General features: G+C 69.4%; 15 protein-coding genes. 4 read left to right on the top strand and 11 right to left on the bottom strand.

The window, feature by feature from the left end:
* Window positions 1-186 precede the first annotated feature (186 nt).
* Window positions 187-2,850 (top strand): hopanoid transporter HpnN, encoded by a 2,664-nt coding sequence (gene hpnN / locus MMB17_RS13660; RefSeq protein WP_241099122.1) that lies wholly within the window; start codon window positions 187-189, stop codon window positions 2,848-2,850.
* Between the two features lie 45 nt (window positions 2,851-2,895).
* Here the strand turns inward: hpnN and hpnK are convergent, their stop codons facing one another.
* On the bottom strand, window positions 2,896-3,735 hold the full coding sequence (hpnK, locus tag MMB17_RS13655) for a hopanoid biosynthesis-associated protein HpnK (protein ID WP_241099121.1): 840 nt from the start codon (window positions 3,733-3,735) through the stop codon (window positions 2,896-2,898).
* A gap of 124 nt (window positions 3,736-3,859) precedes the next feature.
* Between hpnK and MMB17_RS13650 the strand changes: the two genes are divergently transcribed.
* Window positions 3,860-5,137 (top strand): MFS transporter, encoded by a 1,278-nt coding sequence (locus MMB17_RS13650; protein ID WP_241099120.1) that lies wholly within the window; start codon window positions 3,860-3,862, stop codon window positions 5,135-5,137.
* Window positions 5,138-5,192: 55 nt separating this feature from the next.
* On the opposite strand, the gene hpnJ is transcribed toward MMB17_RS13650, so the two are convergent.
* The 4 genes from hpnJ to MMB17_RS13630 all read right to left on the bottom strand — a co-directional run bounded on the left by hpnJ (window position 5,193) and on the right by MMB17_RS13630 (window position 9,662).
* Window positions 5,193-6,626 (bottom strand): hopanoid biosynthesis associated radical SAM protein HpnJ, encoded by a 1,434-nt coding sequence (hpnJ, locus tag MMB17_RS13645; protein ID WP_238312018.1) that lies wholly within the window; start codon window positions 6,624-6,626, stop codon window positions 5,193-5,195.
* A 57-nt stretch (window positions 6,627-6,683) separates the two neighbouring features.
* Entirely contained in the window at window positions 6,684-7,880 is a 1,197-nt protein-coding gene (hpnI, locus tag MMB17_RS13640) for a bacteriohopanetetrol glucosamine biosynthesis glycosyltransferase HpnI (RefSeq protein ID WP_241099119.1), read from the bottom strand.
* A gap of 76 nt (window positions 7,881-7,956) precedes the next feature.
* On the bottom strand, window positions 7,957-8,568 hold the full coding sequence (locus MMB17_RS13635; protein WP_241099118.1) for an MlaC/ttg2D family ABC transporter substrate-binding protein: 612 nt from the start codon (window positions 8,566-8,568) through the stop codon (window positions 7,957-7,959).
* On the bottom strand, window positions 8,559-9,662 hold the full coding sequence (locus tag MMB17_RS13630) for an HpnL family protein (RefSeq protein ID WP_241099117.1): 1,104 nt from the start codon (window positions 9,660-9,662) through the stop codon (window positions 8,559-8,561). The genes MMB17_RS13635 and MMB17_RS13630 overlap by 10 nt, the downstream gene beginning before the upstream one ends.
* Window positions 9,663-9,877: 215 nt before the next feature.
* Here MMB17_RS13630 and MMB17_RS13625 point away from each other — a divergent pair, with 215 nt between their 5' ends.
* Window positions 9,878-11,056, top strand: coding sequence for an amidinotransferase (locus MMB17_RS13625; RefSeq protein WP_241099116.1), 1,179 nt, complete (start codon window positions 9,878-9,880; stop codon window positions 11,054-11,056).
* Between the two features lie 158 nt (window positions 11,057-11,214).
* Window positions 11,215-12,072: a MipA/OmpV family protein gene (locus MMB17_RS13620; RefSeq protein ID WP_238312027.1), complete on the top strand. Its 858-nt coding sequence runs from the start codon at window positions 11,215-11,217 to the stop codon at window positions 12,070-12,072.
* Here MMB17_RS13620 and MMB17_RS13615 read toward each other — a convergent pair.
* From MMB17_RS13615 to MMB17_RS13590, 6 genes are all read right to left on the bottom strand, one after another.
* Window positions 12,042-12,254 (bottom strand): hypothetical protein, encoded by a 213-nt coding sequence (locus MMB17_RS13615; RefSeq protein ID WP_238312028.1) that lies wholly within the window; start codon window positions 12,252-12,254, stop codon window positions 12,042-12,044. The genes MMB17_RS13620 and MMB17_RS13615 overlap by 31 nt on opposite strands.
* Window positions 12,255-12,389: 135 nt before the next feature.
* Window positions 12,390-13,001, bottom strand: a complete 612-nt coding sequence (locus tag MMB17_RS13610; protein ID WP_241099115.1) for a glutathione S-transferase family protein — start codon at window positions 12,999-13,001, stop codon at window positions 12,390-12,392.
* 42 nt (window positions 13,002-13,043) lie between these two features.
* Complete coding sequence (locus MMB17_RS13605) at window positions 13,044-14,183, bottom strand: alpha/beta hydrolase family protein (RefSeq protein WP_241099114.1); 1,140 nt, start codon at window positions 14,181-14,183, stop codon at window positions 13,044-13,046.
* A 101-nt stretch (window positions 14,184-14,284) separates the two neighbouring features.
* Window positions 14,285-14,695: a response regulator gene (locus tag MMB17_RS13600; protein ID WP_238312034.1), complete on the bottom strand. Its 411-nt coding sequence runs from the start codon at window positions 14,693-14,695 to the stop codon at window positions 14,285-14,287.
* Window positions 14,696-14,891: 196 nt separating this feature from the next.
* On the bottom strand, window positions 14,892-15,791 hold the full coding sequence (locus MMB17_RS13595) for a dienelactone hydrolase family protein (RefSeq protein WP_241099113.1): 900 nt from the start codon (window positions 15,789-15,791) through the stop codon (window positions 14,892-14,894).
* Window positions 15,792-15,830: 39 nt separating this feature from the next.
* Window positions 15,831-16,226, bottom strand: coding sequence for a hypothetical protein (locus MMB17_RS13590; protein ID WP_238312038.1), 396 nt, complete (start codon window positions 16,224-16,226; stop codon window positions 15,831-15,833).
* Window positions 16,227-16,338 lie beyond the last annotated feature (112 nt).

Here is a 16,338-nt window from a genome sequence, read left to right as displayed (position 1 = left end):
CGCCGCGTCTGCCGCACGGGATGGATCCGGTCTCCTCCCTTGGGCAGGATCCGCCCCGGCTCGATGCCGATTCGGGCGGCTTCCCCACTTCGGGGCCGGACGGGGCGGGATCGGGAGCCGTGTTCAGGCGCTCGCGCCCTATCTCCCTCCAACCGCAGCCCACGACCGAAGGCAGGCAGGAACCTCGTGATCGAACGTCTCGTCGCGTTTTCCGTAAAGCGCCGGTGGCTCGTCCTCGCCCTCGCGGCGCTCGTGACCGTGGCGAGCGCGGGTCTTTCGGCCAAGCTGTTCCGGATCAACACCGATGTCGAGCGGCTGATCGATTCCAAGGTCCCCTGGCGCCAGGACGAGATCGCCTTCGAGAAGGCTTTCCCGCAGCGCTCCAACCTCGTCGCGGCCGTGATCGATGGCGAGACGCCGGAACAGGCCGAGGAGGCCGCGGCCGAATTGTCGCGGGCGCTCGCCGCGCACAAGAGCGAGATCGAGACGGTCTACCGTCCGGATGGCGGTCCGTTCTTCGACCGCAACGGCCTGCTCCTGATGTCGCAGAAGGAGCTGGAGCAGACGACCGAGAAGCTGGTGGAGCAGCAGGGCCTGCTCGGACCGCTCGCCGCCGATCCCTCCCTGCGGGGCATCATGCGGGTGCTCAATCTCGGCGTGAAGGGCGTGAAGAGCGGCGACGCCAAGCTCGAGGATCTCGAGCGGCCGATGAACCAGATCGACACCACCATCCGGAAGGTGCTCGACGGTCAGCGGGCGCGGATGTCGTGGCAGGAGCTTCTCGCCGGCGGCAAGTCCACGGTCACGGACAAACGCAAGTTCGTGATGATCCAGCCGCGCCTGGACTACAACGCGCTCGAGCCCGGCCGCGAGGCGACGAAGCTGATCCGCGACGTCGCCAAGGAGCTGAAGATCACGCCCGAATACGGCATGCGCATGCGCCTGACCGGGCCGGTGGCCGTGGCTGACGACGAGTTCGCGACGCTCGCCGACGATGCCCTCCTCAACTACTCGCTGACGACGGGCGCCATCGTCCTGTTCCTCTGGCTGGCGCTGCGCTCTGCGCCGCTCGTCGTCGCCGTGCTGCTCACGACCTTCGCCGGCCTCGTCGTCACGGCGGCGCTCGGCCTCCTCATGGTGGGCGAGCTCAACCCGATCTCGGTGGCCTTCGCGGCCCTGTTCGTGGGCCTCGGGATCGATTTCGGCATCCAGTTCGCCGTTCGCTACCGGGCCGACCGCTATGTCGAGAACGGGATCGAACCCGCGATCCGGGCCGCCGCCCGGGGCGTGGGATGGTCGCTGACCCTCGCTGCCGTCTCGCTGCTCGCCGGCTTCTACGCCTTCCTGCCCACCAAGTTCCGCGGCGTCTCCGAGCTCGGCCTCATCGCCGGCTCGGGCATGATCGTCGCCTATCTCTTCTCGCTGACGGTCCTGCCGGCGCTCATCGCCCTGTTCAATCCCAAGGGTGAGAAGCAGGCGGTCGAGACCACCTGGCTCGCCGGGGTCGATCACTGGATTATCGTGCACCGGAAATGGGTGCTGATCGGCGTCGGTCTCCTGACCGTCGCCGGGATCCCGCTTCTCCTGAAGCTGCCCTTCGATTCCAACCCGATGCACCTGCGCAGCCCGAAGGTGGAGTCGATCGCGACCTATCTCGACCTGATCAAGGATCCGGGCACCAGCCCCAACACGATCGACGTGCTGGCGCCGTCGGTGGCGGACGTGCCGAAAGTGTCCGAGCGGCTGAAGAAGCTCGACTCGGTGGCCGAGCTCTACAGCATCGACACCTTCGTTCCGCGGGACCAGGACCAGAAGCTCGCGACCATCCAGGAGACGGCGCAGCTCCTCGCACCCTCTCTCAACCCGGGCCGCAAGCCTCCGCCGCCGACCGACGCGGACAACGTGAAGGCGCTCAAGGAGACCGCGACCGCGCTCAAGACGATCGCCGGGGACAAGGGGGGTGCCAAGGCCGCCGGCGATCTCTCCGAGACGCTCGACAAGCTCGCCGCGGCGCCGGTGGCGACCCGCGAGGCGGCCTCCGTCGCGCTCACCACCGATCTGAAGACGCTGATGCGGCGCCTGAGCGACCTGCTCAACCCGCAGAAGATCACGCTGGAGAACCTGCCGCCGCAGCTCAAGGCCGAGTGGGTGACCGCGGATGGGCGCGCCCGCATCGAGGTGCATCCCAAGGGCAATTCCAACGACGACGAGGTGCTGCGGCGCTTCGCCAAGCAGGTGCGCACGGTCGATTCCCATGCCACCGGCGCGCCTGTGGCGACGACCGAGTCGAGCTACACCATCCTCGGCGCCTTCATGCAGGCCGGCATCACCGCCTTCGTGCTGATCTTCATCATCCTGTCCATCGCCCTGCGCAAACCCTGGGACGTGGCGATGACGCTCGGGCCGCTGGTGCTGGCGACGCTCTGGACGCTGATGGCGCTCCACGTCATCGGCATGCCCCTGAACTTTGCCAACATCATCGCGCTGCCGCTGATGCTCGCGGTCGGCGTGGCCTTCCACATCTACTACGTGATCGCCTGGCGGGCGGGCGTGGTCGACATGCTGGCCTCCAGCCTGACGCGGGCGATCTTCTTCTCCGCGCTCACCACGGGGACGGCCTTCGGCTCGCTGATGCTGTCGAGCCATCCGGGCACGGCGAGCATGGGCAAGCTCCTCGCCCTGTCGCTGTTCTTCACCCTGATCGCCGCCTTCTTCGTGGTGCCGGCCTTCCTCGGCCCGCCCCCGGTTCATCCCGACAAGGATCGGCCGGAGGGCGAGGAAGCCGGAAAGCTGCCCGGGACCAAGCCGGGCACCAACAAGACGATGCGCGAGGCCGCAGCGGTGAAGTGAGCGATCCCTGCGTGGGGCCTTCAAGCCCCGCGCAGGGAGGCCGGCTCACAGGAAGTCGGAGAAGCCCCCGCTCCGGGCTCCCGAGCGTGCGACGGCCTCACGGGCGGCGGGGGCGATCAGCGCGTCGCGCTCCGCCGCATAGGCGTAACCCGGCGCCTCGCCGGGAAAGCCTCCCGCCGTGGCCGGGTGCGTGTAGAGTTCGGTGAGCCCGTTCGGCAGATGCGCGAGGAGGCTGGCGACCCGGCCGGGCGTCATGGCGCCGGACCAGGCGAGGCCGAGGGTTCGGTCCGGAATGAGCAGCCCCGCCTGCCGCGCCCGGGCGGCGAGCAGCGCGGCCCAGGGGGCGATGTCGAGGGCGGCCCGCGGCCGGGCGCCCGGCTCGGCGAGCCGCAGCAGCGGCCGCGGCTCCCGGGGCACCCGGATCGCCCGCATCCCATAACGGCGGCCGATCGCGAGCACGGCCCCCGCGATCAGCGGGTGGACGTGGAAATGCTTGTGGGCGTTGACGTGGTCGAGGGGCAGGCCTGTCGCCCGATAGGCCTCGAATTGCGCGGTGATCTCGGCGGCAAGCTGGCGCCGCGCGGCGGGCCGGGCCGCGAGGTCGAACCCGAGCCGCCCCATGTCCCGGCGCATCAGGCCCTGCCCGTCGACGAGATCAGGCAGTTGCGCCGGCGGCAGGGTCGGCCACGCCTCCACCAGGACGAGATGCAGGCCGACCCGCAGGGAGGGCATCCGCCGGGCGCGCGCGACCGCGTCGGCGGCGGCCGGTGCCGACACCATCAGGCTCGCCGCGGTCAGGATCCCCTCGCGATGGGCCTGCTCGACCGCCTCGTTCACCTCATCGCTGAGGCCGAAATCGTCGGCCGTCACGACCAGTCGCTTCACGCGCGTCTCTCCCGCTTGCCTCGCACCTCCCGGCGGACTGACGGGAGAGCCGGTTCCGGTCAAGAGCGGGGGAAGCCGCAAGCGCGACCGCGACGGCCGGGGCGGCAGAGTGTAGAGCGCGGGCATGCCCGCCTCCGCTCCCTCCGCCCGCCGGATCCTGATCGCCAGCTTCATCGGCACCGCGATCGAGTTCTACGATTTCTACGTCTATGCCACGGCCGTCGCGCTGGTGATCGGGCCGCTCTTCTTCCCGCCGGGCGATCAGGCCGCCCAGACGCTGAACGCCTTTGCGACCTTCGCCATCGCCTTCATCGCCCGGCCGGTGGGGGCGGCCCTGTTCGGGCATTACGGGGACCGGATCGGACGGAAGGCGACGCTCGTCGCCTCGCTGATGATCATGGGCGTCTCGACCGTCCTGATCGGCTGCCTGCCCTCCTATGCCAGCGCCGGCTGGATCGCTCCGGCTCTCCTGTGTCTGCTGCGCTTCGGCCAGGGGATCGGCTTCGGCGGGGAATGGGGCGGTGCGGCCCTGCTCGCGGTGGAGAACGCCCCGCCCGGGCGGCGGGCGCTCTACGGCATCTTCCCGCAGCTCGGCGCGCCCCTCGGCTTCGTCGCGGCCAATCTCGGCTTCCTCGGCCTCAGCGTGGCGCTCACCCCGGCGCAGTTCGAATCCTGGGGCTGGCGGCTTCCCTTCCTGGCCTCCGCCGCCCTGGTGCTGGTCGGGCTCTATGTCCGGCTGAAGCTCACCGAGACGCCGGTCTTCGCCGCGGCGCTGGCCCGGAGCCGGCCGGAGGCGGTGCCGCTGGGCCTGATCCTGACACGCCATCGCAGGGCGACGCTGCTCGGCACGGGCGCGATGATCGCCTGCTACGCCGTCTTCTACATCACCACGGTCTTCGCCCTGAGCTGGGGCGTCGGCCGCCTCGGCTATGGCCGCCCGGCCTTCCTGCTGTTCGAATGCGTCGCCGTCTGCTTCATGGCCCTGGCGATCCCGCTCTCGGGTGCGGCCGCGGACCGGTTCGGCCGCCGCCCCGTGCTGATCGCGGGCCTCCTCTGCGCCGCCGGGCTCGGCCTGCTGATCGGCCCGCTTCTGGGCAGCGGCTCGGCGGTCGCCGTGCTGGCCTTCCTCTGCCTCGGCCTGTTCGCCATGGGCTGGATCTTCGGGCCGATGGGCGCGCTCCTGCCGGAGCTGTTTCCGACGCGGGTGCGCTACACGGGCGCCTCGGTGACCTACAATCTCGGGGGCATTGTCGGGGCCTCGGCGGCGCCCTTCCTGGCGCAGGCTCTGGCCGAACGCGGCGGCATCGGCGCCGTGGGGCTTTATCTTGCCACGGCGGCCGGCATCAGCCTGTTCTGCGTGATGCGGATGCCGGAAACGGCCAAGAGCTCGGTCGCGGACTGAAACGAAAACGGCCGGGCGAGCGCCCGGCCGTTCCGCAGGATCGATGCCGTCCCGTTCAGGCAGCCTTGGCGCCGGACTGACGGTCCTTGAGGAAGTGCCAGAACTCGACGCCCTCGCGCAGGCGGCGCTTCATCATGTCCGGCGAGCGGACCATCTCGCCGACGATCGAGGCGATCTTCGGGGCGCGGAAGTAGAACTTCTTGTAGAAGTCCTCGACCGAGTTGAAGATCTCGGTATGCGAGAGATGCGGGTAGTGCAGCGGCGCGACCTGCACGCCGTTCTCGTCGACGAGCTCCGCGTTCTCCACGTCGAGCCAGCCGTTCTCCACCGCCTGCTTGTAGAGGAAGGTGCCCGGATAGGGCGCCGCCAGCGACACCTGGATCGTGTGCGGGTTGATCCGGGTCGCGTACTTGATCGTCTCCTGGATCGTCTCCTTCGTCTCGCCGGGCAGGCCGAGGATGAAGGTGCCGTGGATGGCGATGCCGAGCTCGTGGCAATCCTTGGTGAACTTCTCGGCCACCTCGACGCGCATGCCCTTCTTGATGTTGTGAAGGATCTGCTGGTTGCCGGACTCGTAGCCGACGAGCAGCAGGCGCAGGCCGTTGTCGCGGAGGATCTTCAGGGTCTCGCGCGGCACGTTGGCCTTGGCGTTGCAGGACCAGGTCACGCCGAGCTTGCCGAGCTCGCGGGCGATCTCCTCGGCGCGGGGCAGGTTGTCGGTGAAGGTGTCGTCGTCGAAGAAGAATTCCTTCGTCTGCGGGAACGCCTTCAGGCAGTACTTGATCTCCTCGATCACGTGGCCGACCGAGCGGGTGCGGTAGGTGTGGCCGCCGACCGTCTGCGGCCAGAGGCAGAAGGTGCAGCGGCTCTTGCAGCCGCGGCCGGAATAGAACGAGATGTAGGGGTGCTTCAGGTAGCCGATGAAGTAGTTCTCCATTACGAGGTCGCGCTTGTACACGCTCGTGACGAAGGGCAGCTGGTCCATGTCCGTCATGATCGGACGGTCTTCGTTATGAACGATGACGCCCGAAGAGTTACGGTAGGACAGACCCTTGATCTGGGACATGTCGACGCCGTCGGCGACGTCCTTGATCGTGAAGTCGAACTCGTTGCGGGCCACGAAATCGACGGCGGGCGCCTGGGCGAGGGAGCCGGCGGCATCGACAGCGACCTTGGCGCCGATCAGACCGGCCTTCAGATTCGGGTTCTCGGCCTTCAGCGCCTCGATGGTCTTCACGTCCGACTTGAAGGACGGGACCGAGGTGTGGAGCACCACGAGATCGAAGTCCTTGGCCTGGCCGCGGATCTCCTCGAGCTTGGTCTTGTGGGGCGGTGCGTCGATCAGCTTGGAATTCTCGACGAGGGCGGCGGGCTGGGCCAGCCAGGTCGGATACCAGAACGACTTGATCTCGCGCTTGGCCTGATAGCGGGAGCCGGCGCCCCCGTCGAAGCCATCGAAGGTGGGTGCCTGCAGGAAGAGCGTGCGCATGGGGTTCAAGGCCTCAAGCTAAGCTGTGGGGACGATCATCGTTAAATTATGAAAAACTTAGACCGAGGTGGCGCCGGTCTTCTGAGCCAGACCGTGTTCCGGGATCAGCGTACCGTCCGCAACCACACGGTAATCGTGACCTTTCCATGTCACGGCCCCGGAGACGAAGCTCCAGGTAAAGCTTGCAAAGGAGAGCATGTCGCGGATCGGCAACAGCCAGTAGGCGTGGGGTGCCAGGCCGAAGGCGCGCTCGACGCGCAGGCAGAGCAGGATCCGGCAGGCGAGCGCTAGCGCGGCGACGGCGAGCGCGCCGGTGCCGGCGCCCGGCAGCAGCGCCCCGATCAGCGCCAGCGGGAAGGCGTGGGTGACGATGGAGCCGGCATAGCCCGCGGGATCGACGTTCCGAATCGTGCGGTTCCAGCGCAGCTCGTGCCGCCACAGCCCGGAGAGCGCCGTATCCACGCAGGCATGGCCGATGGTGAAGTTCGGGATCGCGACCCGGCTCCCATCGGCGCGGAGGGCCTCGCCGATGGCGTAGTCGTCGGCGAGGTCGTTGCGGAACGCCTCGAAGCCGCCGATGCGGGCCAGGGACTTGCGCTCGAGCGCGATCGTGGAACCGAAACACGGCTTCGCGAGGCCGAGGGAGGTTCCCACGATCACGTTGGTGGCGAACTGCACGTCGATGGCCAGGGCCGCGAGCTGGGCGAAGGGCCCGCGCTCGCCCGGCACGCCATGGTAGAGGCAGGTGACGCCGCTCACCCCCGGCTGCGACAGCTCGGCGACGATGCGCTCGAGATAATCGGGGCGCACGCTCATGTCGCTGTCGGCGAGCACGATCACGTCGTTCGCGATCGCCTTCGACATGTTGATCAGGTTGGAGACCTTGCGGTTCGAGCCGTGCTGGCTCGCATCGAGCACGAGGTCGATGCGCAGGCGGGGAAAGCGCTCCTGCAGCCGCCGTACCACGCCGATCGCCGGATCGGTCGCCGTCTGCACGCCGAAGACCACCTGGACCGGGCCGGCATAGTCCTGGGCGCAGAAGCTCGCGAGATTCTTTTCGAGATCCGGCTCGTCGCCGCAGAGGGGTTTCAGGATCGTCACGGAGGGGCGCGGCGCCTCCGCGGGCAGGCGCGGCGACGGGCGACGGGCGAAGCGGCCGGCGAGGAAGGCCGCGAGCAGCACGTAGACGCAGCCCGCCAGCGCCAGCGCCAGCAGCAGCGGAGAGATCCAGGACGACAACGCGGTCAGATCCATGGGAGGCGTCGCTTGGGTCTTTCGTCGAGGGCGGAAGCCGCTGCGCGAGCGGCGCGAAAGGTCGGGGAGGCGTGGTCTAGGGCGCGGGCTTGGGAGCCAGCATGCCCGCGGTACGCTCGCGCAGATACGCCACCAGCGTCTCGGCCCCACCGGTCTTCAACGGCTCGGAGAAGCCGGCCCGCATGGAGGCGACCTCGCTGACATTGCCGTTGAGCAGAACGTCCTGGATTCGGCCCTCCGGGCTGACCACGTAGTCGACGTCGGTCTCGTCGCCGTCCTTGCTGGTCACGCGGCTGCGCACGATCCGGTTCGGGCCCTGCTCCTCGCTCTGCGGCTTGATGTCGAACTTGCCGCCGGCCGCCTGCGAGAGGCGCCGGGCATAGAGGGCGACGAAGTAGCTGCGGAACGCCTCGGCCACGGCGCCCTGCTGCTCGGGCGTGAAGCTCTTCCATTTCGGCCCGACGGCGATGCGCGCCATGGTCGCGGTGTCGAACACCTCGGCGAAGGTCGGCCCGACGGCGTCGACGCGGCTCTTCACGTCGCTGGCCCCGCTCTTCAGCGCCGATTCGACTGTGCCGTAGAGCTTGGCGACCGTGGCGATGGCCGGGTCGTCCGCGGCGAGGACCGGGGCCGTCCCGAAGAGGAAGAGAGCTGCGGCGACCGAGAGGACGCGGCGAGTCAGGCGCATTTCTTGAACTCCGGGCGCTCGATGTCGGGCGTCCTGGCCGGCGCACTCACGACATTGGCGGCGATCCCGTAGCTGCGGCCCGGTTCGAAAATGCGGCCGAAGCGTGCCCGGATCGCATCGAAGGTTTCCGGCTTCTCGGCGGCGGCCTTGCCCTCCATGGCGTGCCAGGCGATCAGGCCGGGAATGCCGATGGAGAGATCGGCGACGCGCTTGACGAGGGACAGGGCGAGGGCCGCCTCCGCGGGGATGCCGAACAGGGCGCAGAGGGCGATCAGGCCCCCCTCCTGGGCGCCGAGGGCCCCGGGAATGGCGAAGGCGGCGCCGCGCACGGCCTGGGCGAGGCTCTCGATCACCAGGGCCTCGGTGAAGCCCACCGAGAAGCCCATGGCGTTCAGGCAGACCCAGACCTCGAAGGTGCCGATGATCCAGCCGACGAAATGGAGAAGGATGGCGAGAAGGACGCGGGGGCCGTTGCCGTACATCCGGCGCAGGCTGTCGTAGAGCACGTCGACCGCGCCGAGCGCCCGCCATTCGCGGGCGGCGGCGAAGCGGGAGAGCGCCGCCTGGATCAGGCGATGCCCGCTGCGCCGCTGGATCACGTAGAAGGCGATCAGGGCCGGCACCGCCACGACGAGGCCGCCCTCGACCACATGCGCGATCGGACCGTCGCCGGTGAGCCGGATCAGCAGGGCGAGGCCGAGCACCGTGAACAGGAGCTGCGTCACGGCCTGGGTCATCAGGTCGACGAACATGCTGGCGCCGGCCATGCCGCCGGGCGTGCCCCGCTTGGTGAGGAGGCGCGCGCCGATCAGGTCGCCGCCGACCTGGGCGACGGGCAGCAGGGTGTTGATGCCCTCGCGCACGAAGCGCAGCGACACGCAATCCTTCAGGGCCGGCCGTTCACGGGACGGGAACACGACGAACCAGCCGAGGCCCGCCCAGGCCACGGCGAGGCCGCGAATGGCGACGACCGCGAGCGCGCCCCAGCCGGCGCTGACGACCGCAGCCGACACGTCCTGCAGCCCTGAGGAGAGGAACAGCCCGACCGCCGTGCACAGTCCCGCGATCAGGGCCAGTGTGGTGAGGCGCTTCATAACCCTCTTTCATCGCACGAGGCGTTCGGGGTGTTGGATTTGCGCCGCAGCTTCGAGCGTTCACTCTCGGACAAGGCGCGGAGCGTCTTCCGAAGTTGCAGCTTTGAAAGGTGGTGTCTATCACCCGATAGACACACCGTTAGGCAAACAGGCGCTTCGGCCGGCTTTCCTGCATCATTGCGCAGCGCCTTCAAGGAACAATCTCAGAGGGAATCATGGACCGCGAGATGCCTTTCCCTGCGGAGAGCGCCCTGCTCGATGCCGGCACGACGGACTCGTCCGGAGCCTTCACCGACGCTCGGCGCGATCCCGCTCCCCGCAGCCCGGTGATGGCCTGGAACGAGTGGGACCCGCTGGAGGAAGTGATCGTCGGCTCCCTCGACGGAGCGACCATCCCGACCCACCACCTCACGGTGATCTTCAACCTGCCGCGGGCGGCCCAGCCGTTCTACCGCTTCGCCTCCGGCTGGAAATATCCGAAGTTCATGAAGAAGCTTGCTCAGGCCGAGCTCGACAACTTCATCAAGATCCTCGCCGGCGAGGGCGTAAAGGTCCGCCGTCCCGATCCGGTCGACTTCTCGAAGAAGTTCAAGGCGCCGCGCTGGACCTCCCGCGGCTTCTGCGTCGCCTGCCCGCGCGATCCCTATCTCGTGATCGGCGACGAGATCATCGAGAGCCCGATGTGCTGGCGCTCGCGCTACTTCGAGGGCGATGCCTACCGCTCGCTCTTCAAGGAGTATTTCCGGGCCGGCGCCCGCTGGACCTCGGCGCCGCGTCCTCAGCTGACCGATGATCTGTACAACTACGACTACCGGGTGCCGAACCTGAAGGCCGGCGAGCCCATGCAGTTCACGGTCAACGAGTTCGAGCCGGTCTTCGACGCGGCCGACTTCGTGCGCTGCGGCCGCGACCTGTTCGTGACCCGCTCCAACGTGACCAACCTGATGGGCATCGAGTGGCTGCGCCGCCACCTCGGCCCGGGCTTCCGCATCCACGAGATCGAGAGCCGCTGCCCGCAGCCGATGCACATCGACTCGTCCTTCATGCCGCTCGCGCCGGGCAAGGTCCTGGTCAATCCCGACTACATCGACGTCGAGAAGCTGCCGGCCGTGCTCAAGAAGTGGGACGTGCTGATCGCCCCGCGCCCCGACCCGGTCTCGGGCTTCATGAGCAAGATCTCGATGTGCTCGCCCTGGACCTCGATCAACGTGCTCGCCATCGACGAGAAGAAGATCGTCGTCGACCAGAGCCAGCCGACGCTGATCAAGGCGCTCAAGGACTGGGGCTTCGATCCGATCCCGGCGCCGTTCCTGTCCTACGGCCCGTTCGGCGGCTCGTTCCACTGCGCCACCCTCGACGTGCGCCGCCGCGGAACCTTGAAGTCCTACTTCTGAGACGTTCGACACGCCATCGCCAAGGACGGTCGCCCCCGTCGGGGCGGCCGTCCTTGGCATGTCCGGTTCGTTGCGCCTTCGACACAGCGCGACTCAATCGGGATTAAACGGCCAAGCTCCCCGTGCGGCGGCGGCCCAATATGTCCATAACCGGAGGCATGGAAACAAAGCGTCCCCTCGCCCTTCCCTGCGCTGCCCTCTGCGCCGTCCTGCTTGCGGGCGGCAGCGCCGCCGCCGCCGACCTCTCCGACCGCATCGCCCCGACGCAGCCGGTCTTCACCCAGGTCGATCCCAACACCTGGATCGTCACCGTGACGGGCAACGTGGCCGCGAGCCCGCGCTATCCCGGCGCCTCGCGCTACACCGCCATCGGATATCCGTCCCTCGACATCCGCCATGCGGGCGAGCCGCGCCGCTTCTCGTCGCCCGACGACGGCTTCAGCTTCGCGCTCTACGACACCGACCTGCTGCGGCTCGGCCCGACCGCCCGCTACGTGCCGGGGCGCTATTTCGGCGACGACCAGCGCCATCTGCTCGGCTTCCGCGACGCGCGCTTCGCGATCGAGCCCGGCGTGTTCGCCGAGGTCTATCCCGTGTCGAACATCCGCGCGCGGCTGGAACTGCGCCACGGCGTCTACGGCCATCACGGCTTCGTCGGCTCGCTCGGCGCGGATTACATCCTGCCGTTCGACCGCTTCCAGTTCTCGATCGGCCCGCGCTTCAACTTCGGCGACGCGACCTATGCCCGGAAGTATTTCGGGGTCGAGCCGTTCGAGGCCGCCATCAACGGCCGCGTGACGCCCTATCGCCCGAACAGCTTCTACGCGGCGGGCGGCCTGGCCGCGCTGACCTACACGCCGAACGAGACCTGGGCCTACACGGTCTATGGCGGCTACAGCCGCATCCTCGGCGACGCCGCCGACAGCCCGCTGGTGCGCCGCCCCTTCGGCAACCCGAACCAGTTCAGCCTCGGCCTGAAGGTCGATTATTCCTTCGCGACGCCCGCCTGGTTCTGAACCGCGCGCCGATAGGTGACGTGGGCCAGGGCCAAGGCGCCGCCGATTTGCAGGAAGCCGCGCTCCCCGAGACCCTCGGGGGCGATGTGCCACTGCAGGGCGAAGCGGGTCAGCGCGTCGAGGGCGATCAGGGCGAGGCAGAAGACCGCGGCGGCGGCGAGGCTGGCGACGAAATCCGGCATGGGCGAGCGTTCCCGTGGAGCCGGCTAAATCTTAGCAATCGCCGAGCCATCTCCGCGGGCCGCCCGCGCCTCTTTCCCTGGGACGAAGTGTGATCGCGGGCAGCCTGTTGCGCCTGCGACACCGGATCTCCGCGTTCAGGCCGCCGGCGGGCGCGTCGCCTGCATCGAGGGACGCTGCGCGAAGGCGTCGTACCAGGCGGCGAGCTGCGGGCGCCCCGCGCGCCAGCCGAGATCGGAGAATCGCAGGTCGAGATAGCCGAGGGCGCAGGCGAGCGCGATCGTGCCGATGTCGAGCCGGTCGGCGAGCAGGGGGATGCGCGGCTCGAACCAGTCGAGGGTGCTCGTGATCTTGGCCTGCTGCCCGTCGATCCAGGCCTGCGAGCGCTCGTTCTCGGGGCGCGCGGTCAGCTCGTAGCGGATGAGCAGCGCCGCATCGAGCACGCCGTCGGCGGCGGATTGCTCGTTGAGGGCGCGCCAGCGGGCCGGGCCCTCCATCGGGAACAGGCGGTGTCCCGCTTGCGCGTCGAGCATCTCGCAGATGACCCGGCTGTCGGCGATGCCCTCGCCGGATTCGTCGATCAGGGTCGGCGCCTGCGCCAGGGGATGCGCCGCCAGGACGTTGCGGTCGCGGTTGAGCGGATGCACGGCGGCGGACAGCAAGTCGAGGCGGTCGGCGAGCCCGAGCTCGTGCGCGCAGACCATGACCTTCCGCACGAAGGGCGAACTGTGGGAGTGGAACAGCTTCATCGAGACGGGCCTTGGGACGGGAAGACGGGGCCGGGCGCGGGCTCAGCGCGGGCCGGCCTGGGTCGCGGGGGCGGCGCGGGGCACCTCGACGGCGAGCCGCTTGACCGGCCAGCCGTCGCTCCAGCGCTGCATGTCGCCGAAGGCGGGATCCGCCTTCAGGCTCGTGGCGTCCTTGCCGGCGAAGGCCGCCGCGGCGGCCATGTCGAAGGTCCGCCAGAAGGCGAGATAGTCGAGCGTGTCGACCCGGGCATTGTTGATCTGCGCGACGAGGGTGGTCTGCTCGCCGGTCAGGGCCATGTCCGGCGACCACTTGAAGGGGGGCGCCTTGGCGTCCTTCGGCTCCGGCGGCATCTTGATCGCGCCGCCGTCATAGGCGGCATCGACGCCCGCGGGCGCGGCCAGGGTGGCGGTGAGCGCGGGGAAGCCGTGATCGTCGGAGAGCGCGCGCACGAACAGCTTGCGGTCATGCGGCACCGTGGTCGCGCCGCGCAGGATGCGGCGGCCGGCGGCGTCGGCGGCGCGGGCGTCCTTGTCGCCGATCACCGTGACGAGGAGCGTGCCCGCCGGGATATGGGCGAGCTCCGAGAGCGGGATGCCCCGGGATTTCGGGTTGCTGGCGATGCCGCCGGGCATCGTGCCGTAGACGAGGGCCGGCGCCGGCAGCCCCGTCGCGGCGGCCTCGGCGGCGATGTTGGCGGCGAGCGGCACCCCGGCGAGATGGCCGATCACGGCGAGGCGCTTCGGATCGGGCTTGGCCTCCGCGTCGGCCGCGAGATCGTCGAAGGCCGATTTCAGCGCCCGCAGCGCGTTGGCGGTGGCGTCGGCCGGCCGGGTGCGGTTGACCTCCTGGAAGCGGGGAAACACCACGAGCCAGCCGTTGCGGGCGAGGTGGTCGATCCAGGCGCCGTAGGCCTGCGGATTCGGCGCGCCCCAGGCATGCAGGAACACCGCGACGGGGCGGCCGCCCTCCGGCGCCGCGCCCGCCTTGTAGAAGACGAAGCTCCCCGCCCCGGCGCGCCCGATCCCCACTCCGCGCTTGACGATGCTCGCCGCCTTGTCGCCGATCCCGCCCGGGCCTTCGGCCGGCTGGCCGGGCGGGGTCGCCGCCTCGGCCGTTCCGGTGAGCAGGAGCGCCGCGACCAGCAGGCTGGCCGCACGGATGAAAGGAGTGGTCAGGCGCATCCTCGGCTCGATCTGGGGCGGGCACTCACGGAAGGGGGCCTTCATAACAGATTCAATACCGCTGACGACGGCGCCCCGACCGCTGTCACCGTTGTCCCCGCTCACCCCTCGTCGTCCAGGGGGCGCTGATGGCGCGCCGCCTCCTCGAGCCAGGCCAGGATCTCGGGCGCGCGCCAGGGTTTCGGGATGAAGGTCGCCGAGACGCGCAGGTCGCTCGGCTGGTCGCCGGCCTCGCCGGAGGTCAGCAGCACGCGGACCCTCGGCCAGGTGACGCCGATGATGCGGGCGAGCTCGAAGCCGCCGATGGAGCCCGGCGTACGCACGTCCGAGAAGACCACGTCGACCTCCTCGCCGCGGTCGTTGAGGATGGCGAGCGCCCGCTCGGCGGTCTCGGCCTCGATCACGGCGAAGCCCGTCTCCTCCAGCATCTCGGCCGCGAGGAATCGTTCGTCGGGCTGATCCTCGACGACGAGGATCACCGGCTTCCTTTCCGCGTGCGGAAGGTCAGTCATGGCGCCCGTCACCCATGGCCCTGCTTCACTCTCCGACGTCCGGCGGAATCGCGCCGCTCGCCGAAGCCGCTCTCCGACGCAGTGCAACGATAGGCTCTTGCGCCGCCGCGTCTGTGTTGAAGGGGCAACTACGCGTGGAATTATCGCGGAGCCTACGCGCGGCAAGCGCTATGGCGCCGGGCATTTCAGCCGCCGTTCAGGCGACGCCGTGGGCCTTCAGGAAAGCGAGCGCCTTCGCCCAGCCATCCTCGGCCGCGGCCTTGCGGTAGCTCGGGCGGTAATCGGCGTGGAAGCCGTGCGGCGCCTCGGGATAGACCACGAGCTCCACGCTCCGGCCCGCCGCCCTGGCCTTGTCGCGGGCCTCCTCGACGGAGGCCACGGGAATGCCGCTATCGGCCCCGCCATAGAGGGCGAGCAGCGGGGCCTGGATCTCGGCGGCGACGTCCCCCGCCGTGCGGGGCTGGATCGGCGTGCGCTCTCCGCCGAGGGGGCCGTACCAGGCCACCGCCGCCTTCAGGTCGGCCCGGTGCGCGGCATAGAGCCAGGCGCCGCGCCCGCCCCGGCACCAGCCCATCGCCCCGAGCCGCGACAGGTCGCCACGGGAGGCCGAGGCGGCCCAGGCCGCGGCCGCGTCGAGATCGCCGATCCACTGGGCGTCCGGCGTCTTCGCGATCACCTCGGCCACGATCTGCTTCACGTCGGTCATGGTCGAGAGGTCGCCCTGGCGGGCATAGAGCTCCGGCGCGACGGCGCAGTAGCCGGCCTTGGCGAGGCGCCGGCAGATGTCCTTGATGTAGTCGTGGACGCCGAAGATCTCCTCGATCACGAGGATTACCGGGAAGGGCCCCTCCCCCTTCGGCACGGCGCGGTAACCCGGCATCGGGCCGTCGGCGGCCGGGATTTTCACCTCGCCGGCCTCGATCCCCTCGGCATCGGTCCGGATCACCTGCGCCTCGACGCGGGGCGTGGCCAGCGTCAGGCCGGTGATCAGGCTCGTCATCACGAAGCCCCGCCGGGAGAAGGGTTGCGGCACCAGGCCGTCCAATCCGCCGAGGTTCGGCGCCTCGTCCTCGCGCCGCACGCTGTCCTGCTGCATCGCCACACCTCCCGTTGCGGGGGATGTAGCGCGAGCCCGTCAGGCGGCGACGGCGAGGCGCTTCGTCTCTTCGGAATCCTGCACGAGCACGTCGCCGAGGGCGACGAAGCCTTCCGGCACACCGCCGCGCAGGTTCGGCCTCAGGCCGAAGCCGATGGCGAAGGAGGGGGCGAGATGCGCGTCGCGGGCGATGCCGAAATGCTGAAGCGCCTGCACGAAGGCCTCGCGGAAGAAGCGCGGCGTGCACCAGCCCTTCTCGGCGAGATGAAGCGGCCAGTTCCAGAGGCCGTTCTCCCGCCGGGCGCCCAGAACGTCACGGGCGATGAAGTAGAGCGTGCGGCGATGCTCCATCCCGTCCTCGGTCACGCGCCATTCCGCGTTCTCGAACAGCACGGCCTCGCCGGCGACGTCGTCCAGAAGCTCCGTCTCGTCCATGAGCGCCCCTCCGTGATTGCCGCGGCCTCGACCGAAGCAGATGGGAACATTCATGGAACATAGGAACGCATCGCTTGCGGGGTCAAGCGTTTGTTCACGATGCGTTCGATAA

This window comes from Methylobacterium organophilum (genome assembly GCF_022533465.1).
Lineage (GTDB): Bacteria > Pseudomonadota > Alphaproteobacteria > Rhizobiales > Beijerinckiaceae > Methylobacterium > Methylobacterium organophilum.
This window is presented reverse-complemented; position numbering and strand designations above follow the sequence as displayed.

Excerpts from the sequence above, each read along its gene's own strand:
- MMB17_RS13650 (WP_241099120.1), top strand. The coding sequence starts at position 3,860 with ATGCCCGCCTCCGCTCCCTCCGCCCGCCGGATCCTGATCGCCAGCTTC.
- hpnJ (WP_238312018.1), bottom strand. The coding sequence starts at position 6,626 with ATGCGCACGCTCTTCCTGCAGGCACCCACCTTCGATGGCTTCGACGGG.
- hpnI (WP_241099119.1), bottom strand. The coding sequence starts at position 7,880 with ATGGATCTGACCGCGTTGTCGTCCTGGATCTCTCCGCTGCTGCTGGCG.
- MMB17_RS13635 (WP_241099118.1), bottom strand. The coding sequence starts at position 8,568 with ATGCGCCTGACTCGCCGCGTCCTCTCGGTCGCCGCAGCTCTCTTCCTC.
- MMB17_RS13630 (WP_241099117.1), bottom strand. The coding sequence starts at position 9,662 with ATGAAGCGCCTCACCACACTGGCCCTGATCGCGGGACTGTGCACGGCG.
- MMB17_RS13625 (WP_241099116.1), top strand. The coding sequence starts at position 9,878 with ATGGACCGCGAGATGCCTTTCCCTGCGGAGAGCGCCCTGCTCGATGCC.
- MMB17_RS13620 (WP_238312027.1), top strand. The coding sequence starts at position 11,215 with ATGGAAACAAAGCGTCCCCTCGCCCTTCCCTGCGCTGCCCTCTGCGCC.
- MMB17_RS13615 (WP_238312028.1), bottom strand. The coding sequence starts at position 12,254 with ATGCCGGATTTCGTCGCCAGCCTCGCCGCCGCCGCGGTCTTCTGCCTC.
- MMB17_RS13610 (WP_241099115.1), bottom strand. The coding sequence starts at position 13,001 with ATGAAGCTGTTCCACTCCCACAGTTCGCCCTTCGTGCGGAAGGTCATG.
- MMB17_RS13605 (WP_241099114.1), bottom strand. The coding sequence starts at position 14,183 with ATGCGCCTGACCACTCCTTTCATCCGTGCGGCCAGCCTGCTGGTCGCG.
- MMB17_RS13600 (WP_238312034.1), bottom strand. The coding sequence starts at position 14,695 with ATGACTGACCTTCCGCACGCGGAAAGGAAGCCGGTGATCCTCGTCGTC.
- MMB17_RS13595 (WP_241099113.1), bottom strand. The coding sequence starts at position 15,791 with ATGCAGCAGGACAGCGTGCGGCGCGAGGACGAGGCGCCGAACCTCGGC.
- MMB17_RS13590 (WP_238312038.1), bottom strand. The coding sequence starts at position 16,226 with ATGGACGAGACGGAGCTTCTGGACGACGTCGCCGGCGAGGCCGTGCTG.